General features: G+C 45.1%; 17 protein-coding genes and 1 pseudogene. 4 read left to right on the top strand and 14 right to left on the bottom strand.

All coding sequences use genetic code 11. The annotated features are described in order from the left end of the window. Positions 1–215 precede the first annotated feature (215 nt). The 5 genes and pseudogenes from ABLT31_RS31535 to ABLT31_RS31515 form a co-directional block, all read right to left on the bottom strand. Positions 216–551 carry a hypothetical protein gene (locus ABLT31_RS31535; RefSeq protein ID WP_367759190.1) on the bottom strand — a complete coding sequence of 112 codons (336 nt, stop codon included), beginning with the start codon at positions 549–551 and terminating at the stop codon, positions 216–218. Between the two features lie 146 nt (positions 552–697). Then, positions 698–898 (bottom strand): annotated as a pseudogene (locus tag ABLT31_RS31530) (glutaredoxin family protein); the annotation flags it as partial. A 50-nt stretch (positions 899–948) separates the two neighbouring features. Further along, the gene (locus ABLT31_RS31525; RefSeq protein WP_367759188.1) at positions 949–1,428 is read right to left on the bottom strand and encodes a hypothetical protein; all 480 of its coding nucleotides are present in this window, start codon (positions 1,426–1,428) and stop codon (positions 949–951) included. 90 nt (positions 1,429–1,518) lie between these two features. Then, complete coding sequence (gene rpmG, locus ABLT31_RS31520) at positions 1,519–1,668, bottom strand: 50S ribosomal protein L33 (RefSeq protein ID WP_367759186.1); 150 nt, start codon at positions 1,666–1,668, stop codon at positions 1,519–1,521. Positions 1,669–1,682: 14 nt separating this feature from the next. Further along, positions 1,683–2,888, bottom strand: a complete 1,206-nt coding sequence (locus ABLT31_RS31515) for a GTP-binding protein (protein ID WP_367759184.1) — start codon at positions 2,886–2,888, stop codon at positions 1,683–1,685. Positions 2,889–3,081: 193 nt separating this feature from the next. Here ABLT31_RS31515 and folE2 point away from each other — a divergent pair, with 193 nt between their 5' ends. Beyond that, the gene (gene folE2 / locus ABLT31_RS31510; protein WP_367759182.1) at positions 3,082–3,987 is read left to right on the top strand and encodes a GTP cyclohydrolase FolE2; all 906 of its coding nucleotides are present in this window, start codon (positions 3,082–3,084) and stop codon (positions 3,985–3,987) included. A gap of 56 nt (positions 3,988–4,043) precedes the next feature. Next, entirely contained in the window at positions 4,044–5,213 is a 1,170-nt protein-coding gene (locus ABLT31_RS31505) for an FAD/NAD(P)-binding protein (protein ID WP_367759181.1), read from the top strand. Between the two features lies 1 nt (position 5,214). Here the strand turns inward: ABLT31_RS31505 and ABLT31_RS31500 are convergent, their stop codons facing one another. The 7 genes from ABLT31_RS31500 to ABLT31_RS31470 all read right to left on the bottom strand — a co-directional run bounded on the left by ABLT31_RS31500 (position 5,215) and on the right by ABLT31_RS31470 (position 11,938). Further along, the gene (locus ABLT31_RS31500; protein WP_367759179.1) at positions 5,215–5,346 is read right to left on the bottom strand and encodes a hypothetical protein; all 132 of its coding nucleotides are present in this window, start codon (positions 5,344–5,346) and stop codon (positions 5,215–5,217) included. 78 nt (positions 5,347–5,424) lie between these two features. Continuing rightward, complete coding sequence (locus ABLT31_RS31495; protein WP_367759177.1) at positions 5,425–6,885, bottom strand: aldehyde dehydrogenase; 1,461 nt, start codon at positions 6,883–6,885, stop codon at positions 5,425–5,427. 96 nt (positions 6,886–6,981) lie between these two features. Further along, complete coding sequence (gene dmpG, locus ABLT31_RS31490) at positions 6,982–7,992, bottom strand: 4-hydroxy-2-oxovalerate aldolase (RefSeq protein ID WP_367759175.1); 1,011 nt, start codon at positions 7,990–7,992, stop codon at positions 6,982–6,984. 72 nt (positions 7,993–8,064) lie between these two features. Next, the gene (locus ABLT31_RS31485; RefSeq protein ID WP_367759173.1) at positions 8,065–9,069 is read right to left on the bottom strand and encodes an amidohydrolase family protein; all 1,005 of its coding nucleotides are present in this window, start codon (positions 9,067–9,069) and stop codon (positions 8,065–8,067) included. Between the two features lie 134 nt (positions 9,070–9,203). Next, entirely contained in the window at positions 9,204–10,094 is an 891-nt protein-coding gene (locus ABLT31_RS31480) for a VOC family protein (RefSeq protein WP_367759171.1), read from the bottom strand. A gap of 51 nt (positions 10,095–10,145) precedes the next feature. Further along, positions 10,146–10,628 (bottom strand): aromatic-ring-hydroxylating dioxygenase subunit beta, encoded by a 483-nt coding sequence (locus tag ABLT31_RS31475; protein WP_367759169.1) that lies wholly within the window; start codon positions 10,626–10,628, stop codon positions 10,146–10,148. A gap of 29 nt (positions 10,629–10,657) precedes the next feature. Further along, positions 10,658–11,938 (bottom strand): aromatic ring-hydroxylating oxygenase subunit alpha, encoded by a 1,281-nt coding sequence (locus ABLT31_RS31470; RefSeq protein ID WP_367759167.1) that lies wholly within the window; start codon positions 11,936–11,938, stop codon positions 10,658–10,660. Between the two features lie 333 nt (positions 11,939–12,271). Between ABLT31_RS31470 and ABLT31_RS31465 the strand changes: the two genes are divergently transcribed. Then, a complete protein-coding gene (locus ABLT31_RS31465) occupies positions 12,272–13,168 on the top strand; it encodes a LysR family transcriptional regulator (RefSeq protein WP_367759165.1) in 897 nt (298 codons plus the stop codon). Between the two features lie 64 nt (positions 13,169–13,232). Here the strand turns inward: ABLT31_RS31465 and ABLT31_RS31460 are convergent, their stop codons facing one another. Then, positions 13,233–14,483 (bottom strand): benzoate/H(+) symporter BenE family transporter, encoded by a 1,251-nt coding sequence (locus tag ABLT31_RS31460; protein ID WP_367759217.1) that lies wholly within the window; start codon positions 14,481–14,483, stop codon positions 13,233–13,235. Between the two features lie 370 nt (positions 14,484–14,853). Here ABLT31_RS31460 and ABLT31_RS31455 point away from each other — a divergent pair, with 370 nt between their 5' ends. Beyond that, the gene (locus ABLT31_RS31455) at positions 14,854–16,215 is read left to right on the top strand and encodes an MFS transporter (RefSeq protein ID WP_367759163.1); all 1,362 of its coding nucleotides are present in this window, start codon (positions 14,854–14,856) and stop codon (positions 16,213–16,215) included. A 91-nt stretch (positions 16,216–16,306) separates the two neighbouring features. On the opposite strand, the gene dgoD is transcribed toward ABLT31_RS31455, so the two are convergent. Then, a complete protein-coding gene (dgoD, locus tag ABLT31_RS31450; RefSeq protein WP_367759161.1) occupies positions 16,307–17,455 on the bottom strand; it encodes a galactonate dehydratase in 1,149 nt (382 codons plus the stop codon). Position 17,456 lies beyond the last annotated feature (1 nt).

Here is a 17,456-nt window from a genome sequence, read left to right as displayed (position 1 = left end):
TTTAGATTTTTTAGGAAGGAACTTATACTTTCTAAAACAGTAAAAAAGACGTTTCTCCTACGCTAAGCAGGAAGAAACGTCTTTTGATCTCGTCCGGGTACGAGTCGTATGAATGTGTTTTAGACGCCCAATCTTTGATTCTCTTTTCAAATGGCTGCACCTTGAAAAAATGGTTCGCCTGAGAGCGACCCGTTGATCAAAAACAACTATCCTTCTTACTGAATGGTCACCAGTTCAACCGGACCATGATCATCACAATGATCACCATGGACGTGATGCAAACGACCGTTTACCAGATAATCGGTATGGTCACCATGGGGAACCATTTCGTGTCCATAGTCCTCGGTATGTGAACAACCGCAGGTCATCGGCTTACATTCAGCTGGGTTTACTTCGCTGACCGGAATGTTGCACTCATCCCAGTGACCTTCGTGTTCATGATGTAGATGCCCATCGTGAACATAATCTATATGATCTCCATGGCGGATTTTCGTATGTCCACACGCAATGCTATGTTTGTGTTCATGCTCATTATGGATATGATGTTCCATATCCGACACCTCCTTTCAGGCATAAGCTTAATATTTCCTTAGCCTCCGAAAATATATTTAAGGGTAATCATTAGGGTCAGCCGGAGCATTCACTGTTTTCCAACTCCAAAAGTTTTCCCCATAAAGGCAAAAAAATTCCTACCTTCTTATGAAGTAGAAATTTTATACGCATTCCATGCCCTCTTTAATTTATGAACATTAAAACCAACGATAACTGCGTCTCCTATCAAAAAAACAGGGGTTGTTCTGGCTTTTAGCCTACGAAATTCATCCATGAATGCAGGGTTTTGATGGATATCCCATACATCAAAGGGAATATGCTGATCCGATAGCCAAGCCTTGGCTGCAAAACATGGAGGTCATCCAGGTTGAGAGTACATGAACACTTTCTTATCCATTACAGATTTCTCCTATCTATCATTTGTTGCCATTTCAAAGCAAAATGATAAAACAGTATACAAAAAGACCGATTGTGCTGAATAAAAAATGAAGAAAGGTCATATCGTTTTCTAGCTGGCTCATAGCCGATCAGGACGCGGTGACCCATTTTCTCCATCAGATAGTGTACAAACAAAGTGGAAGAAGGAGTTTCCTGTAACGTTACATAGGCATACAATGAGTGATCCTCCGGTTCGTCCAAAGCGCTTACACCTGCACAAGAATATTGAGTGGGAATACCTATTTCATTTAATAAAAGAAGAGCAGGGTGTAACTCCTCATCGACGTAATCCTGATTTAACCATCGTACTGCTTTTGATTTTTTTCGCATTTTGGGAGACTGAATCCAGGCTATCCGTTCCAGGTCCCGTCGGCGCCAGCGTTCCTCTGTATGATGGGTAAGAATAACTTCTTCTATCAGTTGGGCATTGATCTCCAATTTTCGACCCCCTATAGAAATTTTCAGTTTTCCCGTAAAAATAAGGCAAAGGGGCTGCATACCACGATATGAACCCCTTTTTCATTCCCCTTATCGGGTTTCCCGATGGATGGTATATTTTTTCAAGCGTGGAGAATACTTTTTCAGTTCCAATCGCTCAGGATGCTTCCTCTTATTTTTTGTCGTCGTATAATTGCGATCTCCACATTCGGTGCAGGCTAATGTAACAACTACTCGCATGATATATTCCTCCTCTAATTGGTTGCCATTTCGGTTTCAAATATTGGTAATGGATCGGCAAATGCTTTCCAATCCATGCCCATTTCAGCTTCAGACAATAAGCAAGTATCCAGAGACCGAGCAATCTCTTCCCGGTCCATGTCTACCCCGATGAATACCATTTCCGTTATCCGATCTCCCCATAGCGGATGCCATTGATCGGCCCATTCCGGTTCTTCATCCATGAGCAATTTCTTTTCTTCTTCCGGAAGGGCTGCTGTCCAATACCCCATCGGCCCCAATTGAATGGATGGACCGGCTTGACTCATGCTGATGGCCCAATCATTTCGACTGGCAATCCACATGATACCCTTTGCCCGAACGACTTCCACAGGCCAATCCTCAAGCCACCGAGCCAATCTCTCCGGATGAAAAGGCAGCTTGCGCCGATAGACAAAAGAGGAAATGCCATATTCTTCAGTCTCCGGGGTATGCTCTTCTTTCTGAAGTTCTTGCAGCCATCCTGCAGACTGGCTGGCCTTTTCAAAGTCAAATAATCCGGTTTTCAATATATGCTTCGGATCGATTCGACCATGTGATGTTCGGATCAATTTCGCTTCAGGTTGAAGTTTGCGAAGTACTTGCTCCAAGTTCTGTACATCCGTCTCCGCCACCATATCACATTTGTTTAAGATCAAAACATCGCAAAATTCAATTTGATCAATGAGCAGATCAACAACTTCCCTCGTATCCTCTTCACCCACGGCTTGATGCCGGTCCAGGAGGCTTTCCCCGCTGGAAAAGTCATGCCAAAAACGATAAGCATCCACCACCGTCACCATCGTATCGAGTCGAGTGATCCCAGATAAATCAATCCCATTCTCTTCATCCATATAGGTAAAGGTTTGGGCTACTGGGAGCGGTTCACCAATTCCCGTCGATTCAATCAGAATGTAATCAAATCGCCCCTCTTTGGCCAACCGCTCCACTTCCTTCAGTAAATCCTCCCGCAGTGTACAGCAGATGCAGCCATTGGACATCTCAACCAGCTTTTCTTCCGTACGGGAAAGTCCACTTCCTGCCTTAATCAGATCCGCATCGATATTGACCTCGCTTAGATCATTCACAATCACAGCTACTCTTAAACCGTCTCGATTATTCAATACATGGTTAAGAATTGTCGTTTTGCCTGCTCCCAAGTAGCCGCTTAAAACGGTCACAGGGATTCTTTGATCACTCAATATAAACATTCCTTCCTTAATTAAATCGTAAATATTTCGATTTAATAATTAGAAATGTTACTATATGTCAGTGATTTTGTCAATCAATAATGCATAATATTGACTTTTTAAATCATAATTATTACGATATGATAACTATTATAGTGTTACTTGATTCGAGTTCAAATAAAGATTTAATCATAAGGAGATAGCAATGGATACGAATTACCCCCTTGTCTTACCTACTAAAGATGAAAGACATAAAATTTTTGGTTCCGTTCCTCCCGTTATAGGGTCTAAGCCAACCTCTAAAGAAGCGATGGCGGATCTTCAAAACAAACCGAATGATTTCCTTTTTGCATTGGATTCTGTTGGAATATCCAACATCAAGCATCCCATTACCATTCACTCGGGTGCAGAGCCACAGGTCCAAACCACTATTGGAACCTTTCGGTTAACGACCAGTCTAATTCGCGATGCAAAAGGGATTAACATGAGTCGTTTAACCGAGCAGCTGGACCAGTATCACCAAGAAGGTTGGATCGTCGACCTGCCTCATTTATGTAAATTTACGAAAGAGCTGGCAGAACGCATGAACCAACACGGCGCTGAAGTAGAAGTTACCTTTCCCTGGTTTTTCGAACGAAAAGGGCCGGTTTTAAAAAAGAAAGGGCTTATGCATGCTGAAGCGGGAATGAAAGTGAAAATTGATGAAAATCAAATCTTTCACACCGAAATCAGTCTAAAGGCTACCGTCACAACGCTATGTCCTTGCTCCAAGGAAATCAGCGAATACAGCGCCCATAATCAACGAGGCCTGATCACCATTCGAGCAGAGATCATAGATCCTATAGAACAAGAAGCAGATTGGAAAATCAAATTGTTAGATGCTGCTGAATCCAACGCCAGTGCCCTCATTCACCCGGTGTTAAAACGGCCTGATGAAAAGGCAGTAACCGAAACTGCCTATGAAAACCCTCGGTTTGTAGAAGATATGGTTCGATTGATTGCTGCGGACCTTTATGAAATGGAATGGATTCGTTCATTCACAGTAGAATGCAGAAATGAAGAATCTATCCACCTTCATGATGCCATCGCAACCTTATCTTTTCGCAAATAAATATTTATCGAATACAAATCGTAATCATTTCACTTTATGAAGGAGGTCAATTTACCATGTTTGAGTGGCTTATTGTTGGCGGAGGGATCCAAGGGTGTACCCTTGCCACTTATTTATTAAAATCCGAACGGACAAAGGTACAGCACTTGGCGATTATCGATCCGCATGATCAGCCCCTATTTAAATGGGTTCAAAATACGTCGATTTTAGAGATGCCTTATTTGCGTTCACCCTCTATCCACCATCTGGATGTCAATCCATTTAGCTTAGAAAAATTCGCTAAAGGAAAAGGCAGATTTTTTGCTCATTTCACTCCACCCTATGATCGACCATCTCTGGAGCTTTTTAATGAGCACTGTCGTTATCTAATGGATGAAACAGATCTGTCATCTTCCTGGATCCAAGGACGAGTTACCGGCCTTCAGCGTATAAACAAAGGTTGGTCCGTACTCCTTTCAAACGGCGAACAAATTGAAAGCAAAAAAGTTGTGCTGGCCATGGGACTAAGCGAACACCCGATGTGGCCGGATTGGGCAAAGGAAATACACCTCAACGGCGGACATATTCACCATGTTTTTGATTATCCTGCTCCCGACTTTTCCGGCCTTGCCCGTCCCATTGTTGTGATCGGCGGTGGAATTAGTGCTGCCCATGCCTCCATTCGGCTGAGCCGCCTGTTTCCGGGAGAAGTCACCCTGTTAATCAGACATTCCCTCCGGGTACATCAATTCGACTCGGATCCTGCCTGGCTGGGTCCGAAAAATATGTCGCCCTTTCGCTTAATCAAAGATTATAACGAACGAAGAGGAGTCATACAAAATGCTCGTTACCGCGGATCGATGCCTGCTGAATTGCGTACGGCACTAACCGCGGCTCAGAAGGATGGAAAGCTGTCCATTTACATAGATGAAGTTGCGAATGCCTTGGTTGATCAGGGAAAAACCACACTTCAATTAAGAAATTATCCTGACGTCACCGCGGGAACTGTCATGTTGGCGACTGGATTTCATGCAAAACCGCCCGGTATAGAATGGCTGAAGCCTCTGATTGAAAACCAAGGGCTACGCTGTGCTGATTGCGGATACCCCATTATTAATCCTGAAACCCTGGAATGGGCCCCAAATCTATTTGTGATTGGAGCCCTAGCTGAATTAGAGATCGGCCCGGTAGCTCGGAATATTGCAGGAGCACGCCGTGGGGCTGAACGTATTCTAAAGGCACGATAAATCAGGACACATCAAAAACCCGTGAAAATATCGCGGGTTTTTCCCAGGTTCCATCCTCAAGAATACGCAGTACTTTTCGTTCAACTTCTACTCTTTCAATTATTTCAAGGCTTTGTTCACGTTCAGATAACATGATATCCCTCTTTTTCATATATAGAAAAAGAACCCATGCCGGAAAGCATAGGTTCTTAGTCCATCATCATGAAATCCCTTATAGCTTAATGCATATATTTGAAAGCTCGGAATAAAATTCAAAGCTGTGCTTTCCGCCTTCACGGCCAATTCCGCTTTGCTTCATGCCTCCGAATGGGGTGCGGAGATCACGCAAGAACCAAGTGTTCACCCAAGTGATTCCCGCTTCGATTTGCCCCGCTACACGATGGGCCCGGCGCAGATCGTTTGTCCAGATGGTTGCGCTTAATCCATAATTGGTATCGTTGGCTTGCTCAATCACTTCTTCTTCGGTATCAAAAGGGATCACGGTAACCACAGGACCAAAGATCTCTTCCTGGACTACCCTGCAATTGCGGTCAAGCCCTACGATAATGGTAGGTTCTACATAGTATCCTTTATCCATAGAATCTGGCCGCTTACCGCCCGTCAGAATCTGACCGCCTTCTTCTTTGGCCAGCTCAATGAATTTCAATACATTCTGGTAGTGATCCTTCCCAATAAGGGCACCTACCTTTGTCGCGGGATCAAACGGATCACCCACCACTAATTCCTTTGTCTTTGCCGCGAACTTCTCAACAAATGCATCGAAAGCTGGTCGCTCTACATAAATCCGGGAACCGCAAAGGCACACTTGACCTTGATTGATGAAGCTGGATTTTAAGGTGGTTTCAATGACCTCATCTAAATCGGAGTCAGCAAAAATAATATTGGGATTTTTTCCTCCAAGCTCATAGGACAGCTTTTTTAATGTCTTCGCAGCTGATTCCATGATCGTTTTCCCTGTTGTGGTTTCTCCGGTAAAGGTGATCGCATCCACATCCGGATGCTCCGTGAGAGCCGTTCCCACGCTGCCTCCAAATCCATTAACGATGTTGACAACTCCATCCGGAACTCCCGCATCGCGGCAGATTTCTCCCAAGATGGTTGCGGTTGTCGGCGTAAGTTTAGCCGGCTTAATGACAACGGTATTCCCGGCAGCAAGACAAGGAGCCAATTTCCAAGTCATCAATAAGAGGGGAAGGTTCCATGGCCCAATGAGACCTACGACGCCAACGGGCCGGCGGATCGCATAGTTTATCGCTTGTCCATCCGTTTCATAAGCCTCGGTTCCCATGGATCTTAAGTAGTCCGCAAAGAAATGGAAGTTGTGCGCGGATCGGGGGATATCAATGGAGCTGGATAGCCAAAGTGGTTTTCCGGTATCCAATGATTCCATAAGAGCCAATTCATCTTTTCGCTCAAGGATCAAATCCCCGATGCGACGGATCACTTTAATCCGTTGGTCTGTGGTCATTGATTTCCACTCGCCATTCAGCGCTTTTTTCGCGGCCGCTACAGCTGCATTCACTTCTTCTTTGCCCCCTTGGGCTACTTGGCTAATCACTTCTTCTGTTGCCGGATTAATGTTATCGAAGGTTTTTCCATTAAAGGAAGAAACATATTTTCCATCGATAAAATGTAAACTATCCTTCGTCTTCATTAGTGTTGCTTTTGCCATGATACGTGCCTCCTCAGATGGTTTGAAATATTTAAATGAAGATTTTATTCAGAATTCAACTGTACTAAAGGATCCCCCTTAACGAACAAAAGCTTCTCATTTTTTGTTGGCCAATTCGGCAGCCACGTCTAAAATCATATCCTCCTGGCCGCCCACCACTTTTCTTTTCCCGAGCTCAATCAGAATTTCACTGGATTCCAAGTTGAACCGCTCCGCTGCTTTTTTAGCATGCAGCAAGAAGCTGGAATACACGCCGGCATACCCTAAAACAAGACTGTCTCTTGCAATTTCCTGCGGTGCCTGGAGCAGCGGGGCAATCGTATCTTCCGCCAAGTCCATGATTTTGTAGATATCAATTCCCGTCTGGATGCCCAAGCGGTCAAGGACAGCAACCAGCACTTCCGTTTGTGTGTTTCCGGCCCCAGCCCCCAAGCAACGGATGCTGCCGTCAATCCGAGTGGCCCCTTCTTCAATAGCAACCAGCGTATTGGCCATGGCAAGGGAAAGGTTGTTATGTCCGTGAAACCCGATTTCCGAGTTCAGGCTTCCTCGCAGAGCGCTAATTCTCTCCTTCACCTGATGCGGAAGCAGGGCACCGGATGAATCCACCATATAAACGATATCTGCTCCGTAGCTTTCCATGAGCTTTGCCTGTTCCACGAGTTTTTCTAGGGGAGCCATATGAGACATCATCAAGAACCCTACGGTTTCCAGCCCCAGTTCCTTGGACTTGGCGATATACTGGGCGGAAACATCGGCTTCCGTGACAAGAGTTGCAATTCTTGCCATCTTTGCCCCGAGGCTAGCCGCTTCTTTCAGGTGTTGTACCGTTCCAATTCCCGGCAATAGCAATACGGCAACTTTAGAATGTTTACAAACCGATACGGCGGCTTCAATGAGCTCCATTTCGTTCGTCAGGGATAGTCCGTACTGAAGGGAAGATCCGCCTAAGCCATCGCCATGAGATACTTCCAGGTAAGGGACTTTCGCTTCTTCAAGTGCTTTTGCTACTCTCGTCACTTGTTCTGCCGTAAATTGATGGGCAACGGCGTGGCTACCGTCACGCAAGGCCACCTCGGTGATTTTAATCTCGCCATTCCTTATCATGATTCCTGCCTCCTTTCCCGAAATTTGATCAGGATCTCGTTAACTGGAGCTTCGCGCAGTCCTCCGCCACCTTTAGCCGATCTGTAGAAACTTCATGGCATTCCCGCCCATGATGGCTGTTTTCTGTTCCTCGCTTAGACTATCCGTTTCCAAAACGGATTTTCCCGGAGGGGTTTCTTGGATGGCGAATGGATAATCCGTTCCCATCAAAAGACGTTCATGCCCTACCAGTCGATTCAGGTAATCCACGTTCATCGGATCGTATACAAGCACATCGTAATAAAAATTCTTCGCATAATGACTAGGCGGATGGGGGGTTTTTCTTGAATCCGGGAAAACATGCCAGCCCTGTTCGATCCGCGGGAGGATAAAAGGGAATGCTCCTCCTCCATGGGCCAAGCAGACTTTTAGCTTGGGAAATCTTTCGAACATCCCGCTCATGACGAAATTGGCGGCTGCTAGGGCCAATTCCATGGGCATGCCTACCGTATAGGTCAGTCCCGCTTTCGCAGTTCTTTCTTTGCCGACCATATCATAGGGATGGATGAAGAGGGGAACGTTCCAGCGTTCGGCCATTTCAAAGAAGGGTATAAAAGTAGGATCATCCAAACCTATTCCGTTTACATTGCTTCCTATTTCAATCCCCTTAAGACCAAGCTTGTGGATGCAGTAATCCATCTCCAGAACCGCAGCATCAATATCCTGAAGTGGAACCGTGCCTAATCCGATAAAATGACTAGGGTACTTCTTTACGAGATCGGAAATATACTCATTTTGAAGCCGCGCCATTTCCGCTGCCCCTTGAACGGGCGCCCAGTAGCAAAGGCCAATCGGAATCGGGGACAGTACCTGCATGTCCACCCCGTCGAGCTTCATTCTTTCAATCTTTTTAGCAGGGTCCCATGTATCGCTATTTATCTTTCTGAATATTTTTCCTTGAACCATGATATGTGAGGTATTTTCGTCTGCTCTCACAATACTTGGCCAGCGTTCTCCCCCATAATGCTTGCTGAAATCCGGCAGCTCCTCCGGAAGAATATGGGTATGGAAGTCAATTCGTTTTATTGTTTTATCCATGGATGCAAACTCCTCTTCTGCTATCGTTTTCCTATCACCGAAAGAAATGGAGTCCGCCCAAATCCTATAAGGAACGGACTCTGCAATTCTTCTTTCATAGATTACTAGGTCATTCGGTCATAGCCGGTCTCCTTCTATTTCCCTCCAACGCTGCCCATTTTAGCCAAACGAGGATCGGCCACACCGCCCCACATGTCAATGGTTTCAAGACTAGCTTCCAGCAGGCGGGGCTTTCTGGCTCCAACCTCAGGGAATTCTTCCATGCCGAAGCTGTACTCTACGGTCATTCCATCCGGATCTAGATAATACAAGAAGATCGCGCCGGAAGGAGTGTGTCGGCCTGGTCCAAATACGATGGGAACATCATTGCGAATAAAGCGATTTCTGGCTTTTCCAATGTCATCGATATCGTTGACCATAAAATTCACATGGTGCAGTCCATGCTCCTCGCCTCTGAAAACGGCGAAGGAATGGTGATAAGAGATTGGGAAGCATCTCATGAATGCCCCTATACCGTCATCGACAACATCGGAGATTTTGAAATTCATGACTTCATTATAGAAACGAACGGATTCATGAATGGTTTTGGATTTGATTACAACATGCCCCAAACGAAGAATATTGGTATGCGTCTGTTTAAAATCGGATGGCATATGCACAATGTCCGAGTAGAATTCAAAGGTTATGCCAAATGGATCCTCAATCCGGAACGTTTTGCCTTGCTGAAGCTGTTTCGCCTCTTCATTGGACACTTCCGTCGGATTCAATCCGGCCTTTGTAAAGTGTTCGAAAGCGGTCTCAAGCATGTTCGCATCTTCTACTTCTAAAGCGATTCGTTTTAACCCTGGCTGGTTGGCTTGATACAAGATGACATTATGGTGATCATTGCTCGTGCGATAATAAGCCAGGTCATTCCGACTCTCGTCAACCGGCTGGATGCCTACCATGTCTCTGTAAAAATTCCTCGAGCGATTCAAATCCGTTACATTCAGTGCAACATAACCCAGTTTGTTATAACGTAACACTCTACCAATCTCCCTCTTCTAGTTAATTTTTATAGTGAGTAAAAAAGTAGACTACAGAATAATACTTACTTTTCCATGCGGCCTTAACGCTTCAAGATCAAGGATGGATTTGCGGTCAGCAATCTTCAGCTGGCCATCGCGCTCGACCAGGCGATGTTCATATTTTCCTACATACGCATCCATGTTCCCGTATCTCATCCGATATACGATGAAATTGGAGCGAACGAGCATAGAATCTTCAGACCGTTCTACTATTCTTACGTTGCTGATCGAACGGTTTGTCCGGGATCTGGGATACTCTACATGCGCATCATCGCTTTTCAGGCGCTTGACCCGAGAATCGATCCGCATGCGGTCATCAGATACCAAAAACAAGGAATTCCTCGGAGAAGCATCAGGAACATCTGTTGAAGGAATAGAGTAAGTCGCATCCTCAGTAAGAAGTTCCAGCCATTCGTCAAATCGGGCTTGATCCAATAGTTCGGCTTCTAAATATAGAAAATCTTCAATCTGCTCACGAGAAAAATTCATCATTTTCCATCCCCTTCTTCATTTGCTTTTCCTTATTGATTGATAAGTACTTTTGATCCGGATGCCTGGCCAGCCATCACTTTCACCCAGTGTCTCCAGAACCCTCTCATTTGCAATTCATCAGTAGAAAGCGGCTGTTCTCTGTGCATCCCTCTGGAGATATCCTGCCATTGGACTTCTTTCATCGTACTGAAGCCCATCTGGCAGACTTCCAATGACTCCACGTCATCAGGTGTAGCAAAGCCAGCCGGACCTAAGAAGGTTAGGAAATAATCCAATCTTCTTGCTCTCAGGTTTTCCGCTTCCCCTTTTGGCCCCATTGCCCATGCGGTCACTTCCATATAATCAGGTGCAATTGGGTCAAACGTTCGAATAGTCAAAGACATGATGTCATTGATTATCAAGTTCGGGAAGATCCAGAGGTTTCGATTGCTCTCTGCCATTTTTTTCGCTTTTTCGGAACCGCAACGCGCTTCCAATTCGGTTCTGATTTCTTCAATTTCCGCCTTTGCCTCATCTCCCCAAATCGGCGTCCATTTCGCTACGGGGCGTCCCCAAGGAGCATTGTACTGCATGACCGTATGCCCGTTCCCTAAGGACTTTCCGATCCCATCCGTCAGCCCGGCAGATACATCCAGGTTCAAATCTTTTAAGAAAGTAAAGTAGGTTTTATGGTTATGGGCAGCGTGATAGCCATCGATGCTATTTTCCCCCAACAGCTTCCAGTTGGCTCTAATGCTATATTTATGGGTTCCCCCAACAATTTCCATTCCCGTAGGAGACTGATCCGCTACCAGATCCAAATATTCCTTGGCTCCACCCAAGTAGTCTTCTAGCGATTCGGCTTGCGGATTAAAGTTTACAAAAACGAATCCTTTGTAGCTTTCGCTTCTTGGCTCATGCAAATTAAATTCCGATCTATCAAAGTTTTCTCCATACGCGTCGCGGTGCGGTACACCTATGAGCTCTCCATCATTTTTAAACGACCAAGCATGGTAACAGCACACAAACGTTTTTGCATTTCCTTTCTCCTCGCGGCAAACCAATGCACCTCGGTGAGTGCACGTATTCAGCAGAACGTGAAACCGGCCTTGTGCATCACGGGAGAAGATAAGAGCCCTGCCAGCAACCTTTCGGGTCACATAGTCTCCAGAATTAGGAATTTCGGATTCATGTCCCACGTAAATCCAGCAATTGGAGAAAATCTTCTCTTTTTCTAGTTTAAAGATTTCCGGATCAACAAACGTACTTCGATGGACTTTAAATTTATTTTCTTGTTTGTTGTCGATAACCAATTGTTTAACATCAATCATGGAATTATAACCTCCCAGAAATTTTAAATTGATTTAATGTTTTAAGTATTGCTAAAACCAGGTCCTTCGTCCAATAAATATTTTTGCAGGAAAAGTAAGATTAGTAAAAAAATATTTTCTCTTTATTGACCCCCTATCCATAATTTAATAGAATGATACTTAATCTTAGATGAAACGCTTACACCCCATTTTTTTATTTTCCCTTCTTGAATTTATCGTATCATCCTGAGGGCTTTAAGGTCTAATTACAATATTTTTTGTTATTTGAATATTTATAAAGAAATCTTTTATTCATCGATTTTGCCGATTCGACACAGCTAAGGGGGATATTTTATGAATTACGATCAGCTCCATGCCTTTTATTACGTATCCAAGGTCATGAATTTCACCAAGGCAAGCGAGATTCTGAACCTTACTCAACCGGCAATTACAGCCCGAATTCGCAATTTGGAGATGGAACTTTCCTGCCAGCTGTTTGATAAGCAAGGGAAACAATTATCGCTGACTAAAGAAGGAAAATTGCTGCTGGACTATGCGGAAAGAATTATCTTTTATTCCGAGGAGGCAAAAGAAGCCATTCAATCGATCAACCAAGAACAGCTGTCTATTGGTTTCGGCCCTAGCTTTCCGTACGAGGTCATATGCAAAACCGTCAGGGACTTTACGAAAAAAAATAATATCTACATCCAAATTATCGAGGGACACGATTCAATCAGCCTAGGGGATCAAGTTAAAAATCAAAAGATCGATCTATCTTTCATCCGAATTCCTGTATACGATCCGAACCTCACGCTAGAATACTTATATAAAGACAAAATGGTTATGTTTGTGTCTCCTGACCACCCACTTGCTTCAAAGACTTCTGTAACCAAGCATGACTTGCATGGCCAAACGATGATCCATTATTGCAGAAATATCGAGATGTGGAGGAGAATCGAGGAATCTTTAGTCGGAGTCAAAGATCTGAAAGGCCTGGAAGTACACAACCTGGAAATGCTCAAAAAGTTTGTGAAAGAAGGGATAGGGTTCAGCATCCTTCCCCGGTTTGGGCTTCTTGAAGAAGTAGAAAAAGGAGAATTAAAAGTGCTGGACTATGATCTGCTGAATGGCATGCCGCGAGATATTATGGCGGTATATCATACCGGATCTTCCCGTACGGGGTGGATAAAAGAATTTATTTCAACGTTTGAACATCACATCAAAGATCATTCTTTGGAACATTCGCTCTAAGGCTAAAAAACAGGCCAGATTCCCATAGCGCAGGGAAATCTGGCCTGTTTTTTTCTAAAAGAGTCTAGTCATTAAGCCGGAAATCCCTTCTTTCCAGCAAGATGGATACCATCAATCCTCCAACGAGTCCCCAAAACGGAGCACCGATATTCAATAGGCTAAATCCGGAAATCGTAATGAGGAAGGAAAACAAAGCTCCCATTTTAAAGCGTGCTGAAACGCTCATCTGGAGACTGGTTAAGAGTACCCCGATCATGGCCAACCCACCCAGCAATTTAATGAGGGATGCAGGGATGATCTGCGTAATCGATGCAGCTACTGGCGCAAAGATACCGAACAAGAGCCATAGAAAACCTAAAACCATTCCCGCGGCATAGCGCCCCTCCTTTGGCCCCGTATCTTTACCGGCAAGGATCGCGGTCATCGGCCCGGCAATGCAAGCCGAATGTGCACCCAGAAATCCGTTAACGAGGGAACCAATCCCACTCCATGTTGTCATGGCATTTACGGGCGGGCTATATCCCATGCTGCGCAAAACGCCGATCCCCTGTGCGTTTTGAATGGCTATCACCGTCAGAGCTAGCGGAATGACCAATTCGCCTATGGCAGCTGCATTGTAGGCAGGGGAAAACCATTGGGGACTTGCCAAAGAGAGCCGAAGGCCTGAAAGGTTGGCAAGATCCAAGATGGCAAGCAACAGCACGGCTGCCAGAATGGCTCCTAATACAGGAGGGATGATCTTGGCTATCCGCTGAAAAGACGAGATGAAAAGAAACACGGCTAGTGTACCTCCGTTCAGAACGGGGTTTTCCAGTACCGAAGTAAAAATATCCGTTCCAAAAGGAAGCAAGACACCCGACACCATGCCCATCATAATGGGCATCGGCAAAATATTCATGATTCTTCCTACAATTCCCGTCACTCCTAATATTAGAATGAACAGGCCCGTTACAAGGTAGGCGCCTATGACCTCAGGGAAGCTATGCTGGGAAAGCGTAGTTCCAACTAGCACGGCTCCTGGAATCGAGAAAGCGACAGCAATCGGCTGCCTATAGTAGACCGACAAAAGAATAGAAAGGAGACCTCCGACAGCGTAGATGGAGAAAATCCAGGAAGAAATCTCTTCTGGGCCCAATTGGCCCTTAGCTGCTGACTGCAGGACGATCAGCAAAGGGCCGGTTACCCCAAACAGCCAAGCCATGATTCCGTTTGAAATGCTAGAAACATTGAAGTACTGAACAGACTCAATCCAGTTGGCCTTCCAGCCTCTATTTTTCCTTTCAGGGTATTCTGTCTTCTCTTGATTTGCATACATATTCACCTTTCCAATCCCCTCCGTCTCTGAAAAATCATCTTAAAGTCTATTATTTAGTCATTCCTTAGGTACGTTAAAGAAATATAGGATAATTTTGATCTTTCCGTCAAGTTAAAATTATTTTTATCCAACTCCATCATTATGCAAAAAAAATGTAATTTTACTGAACAGTTCTTTTATTCTATATTTTAGTATAGTGACAATAAGAAAAATCAAACCAACCACTTTGGGCCACAAACTTAAAACGGGAGGGAAAATAGTGTGTGTACATCAACCATTCTTAGTACAAACGATTATGTAATAAGCTAGTAAACGTGCCGCTTCTCTATTGTCACCAAAAATTAAAAGGTAAAATTATCGGGGGGAATTTATGCGTTCTATTCATGTTAATCAGTTGCTTAATGAAGCAAAATTAAATCGCTTTCATGGCCTTGTCGTCTTCTGGTGTGCATTTATCATTATCTTTGATGGCTTTGACTTGGTCGTGTACGGTTCAGTCGTACCCGTGCTGATGCAAGAGTGGTCACTGACCCCGATGCAGGTAGGAACGCTAGGAAGTTATGCTCTCTTTGGGATGATGTTTGGGGCTCTTATTTTTGGACCCTTGGCAGATAAGATGGGAAGAAAAAACGTGATATTGATCTGCGTGGCGCTTTTCAGCATTTTCACGGCATTAATCGGGTTTTCTAAAAGTCCAACTGAATTCGGTATCTATCGTTTTCTGGCCGGCTTGGGATTAGGCGGAGTCATGCCGAATACGGTAGCCTTGATGACGGAGTATTCTCCTAAGTCTCTTAAGAATACATTAGTGTCGCTGATGTTTAGCGGTTATTCTGTAGGCGGTGTTCTATCAGCAGGCTTGGGCATCATATTAATCCCTATGCTCGGCTGGGAATCGGTTTTCTATGTAGGTGCCTTGCCTATTTTGACCCTGCCGTTGATGTATAAATACATGCCGGATTCTATTGGATTTCTTTTGGCGAAAAATAAGCAGGAAGAAGTTGGCAGGATTTTGTCTAAAATCAATCCTTCCTATATTCCACAGACAGGCGACCAGTATGAAATGGCACTTCCCCAGAAAACAGGGATTCCAATTGGGCAATTGTTTAAAGGCGGTCGAGCCCTAAGTACAATTATGCTTTGGATCACATTTTTCATGTGCCTATTGATGGTCTATGGACTAAATACTTGGTTGCCGAAATTAATGGCTGGAGCAGGATACGCATTAGGCTCAAGCTTGATGTTCCTCTTGGTATTGAACTTCGGAGCCATTTTTGGGGCGATTTTCGGAGGATGGGCTTCAGACCGTTGGAATGGAAAAAAAGTCTTGATGCTTTTCTTTGTCGTAGCCACGGCTTCTTTAACCTTACTAGGCTTTAAAGCTAATCTGTTTGTTTTATATCTGCTCGTTGCAATCGCTGGAGCCACAACGATCGGAACGCAAATTATAGCTTATTCTTTCGCTTCTCAGTATTATCCTATGCAAATGCGCTCTACTGGGGTAGGTTGGGCTTCAGGAATCGGAAGGTTTGGAGCCGTTACAGGCCCCATACTGGGCGGCTTCCTTCTTACCATGAATCTGCCGCTGCAACAGAACTTCCTTGCGTTTGCCATTCCTGGAATTATTGCGGCCATAGCCGTGGGGTTTGTCCGAATGGGGAATTCCGCCAATCAGGTTTTGGAAGTGTTTCCAGAACCGATCAAGCCGAGCTTGGATAGTATAGCAAAATAGTCACCAACTTAAGGTAAAGAAAAAGGATCGCGCTGATATCAGCACGATCCTTTTTCTTGTTATTTCTGTTTGCCTGTTTGTATTTTCGCTTCTACCATTCAGCAATCGAACCATCCTTATGCCGCCAAATCGGATTTTTCCAGCTGTGTCCGACTTCCGCCATCTTTCGCACATGCTGTTCATTGATTTGAATGCCGAGACCCGGTCCTTGCGGAATTTGCACGTAACCGTCCTTATATTCAAAAACCGATCGGTCCTCCAAATAGTCCAGCAAATCGCTTCCCTGATTATAATGGATTCCCAAACTCTGCTCCTGAATAAAGGCATTATAAGAAGTGGCATCCACCTGCAGGCAAGAGGCCAAGGCAATCGGACCAAGCGGACAATGCGGGGCAGCAGCCACATCATAAGCCTCGGCCATAGCAAAGATCTTCTTGCACTCCGTAATGCCCCCTGCGTGGGACAGGTCCGGCTGGATAATGTCCACATAGCCGCTCGACAAGAGGCTTTTGAAATCCCAGCGAGAAAACATCCGCTCACCTGTGGCAATCGGGATATTCGTATGGCGGGCTATTTCGCGCAGCGCCTCATTGTTCTCGGGAAGAACCGGCTCTTCGATAAACATCGGGCGGTAAGGCTCCAGCTCCTTCACAAGAATTTTGGCCATCGGCTTATGTACGCGCCCGTGAAAATCGATGCCGATGCCCAAGTCATTTCCTCCCGCTTCACGAACGGCTGCAATGCGCGCAACGGCTTGATCAATTTTTTCGTAAGAATCAATAAATTGAAGTTCTTCGGTAGCATTCATTTTCACTGCGGTAAAACCGGCCTCTTTGGCTTCTTTGGCCGCTTTCCCTACATCGCTTGGACGGTCTCCGCCAATCCAGGAATAAACGCGGATCGAATCGCGGCAAGCCCCGCCCATCAGCTGATACACTGGAGCATTGAAATATTTCCCTTTAATATCCCACAGCGCTTGGTCGATACCGGCGATGGCACTCATCAGGATAGGGCCCCCTCGGTAAAAGCCCCCGCGGTACATCACTTGCCAATGATCTTCGATACGCAGCGGATCTTTGCCGACTAAATAGTCGCTGAGCTCTTCTACCGCTCCTTGAACGGTGCTGGCTTTGCCCTCGATGACCGGTTCGCCCCAGCCAACAATCCCCTCATCTGTTTCGATTTTTAAAAAAAGCCAGCGAGGAGGCACAATAAAGGTTTCTAGTTTCGTAATCTTCATG

The sequence above is a fragment of the Ammoniphilus soli genome, from assembly GCF_040813775.1.
Note: the sequence above shows the minus strand (reverse complement) of the source record. Positions and strands in the feature narration are given on the sequence as shown.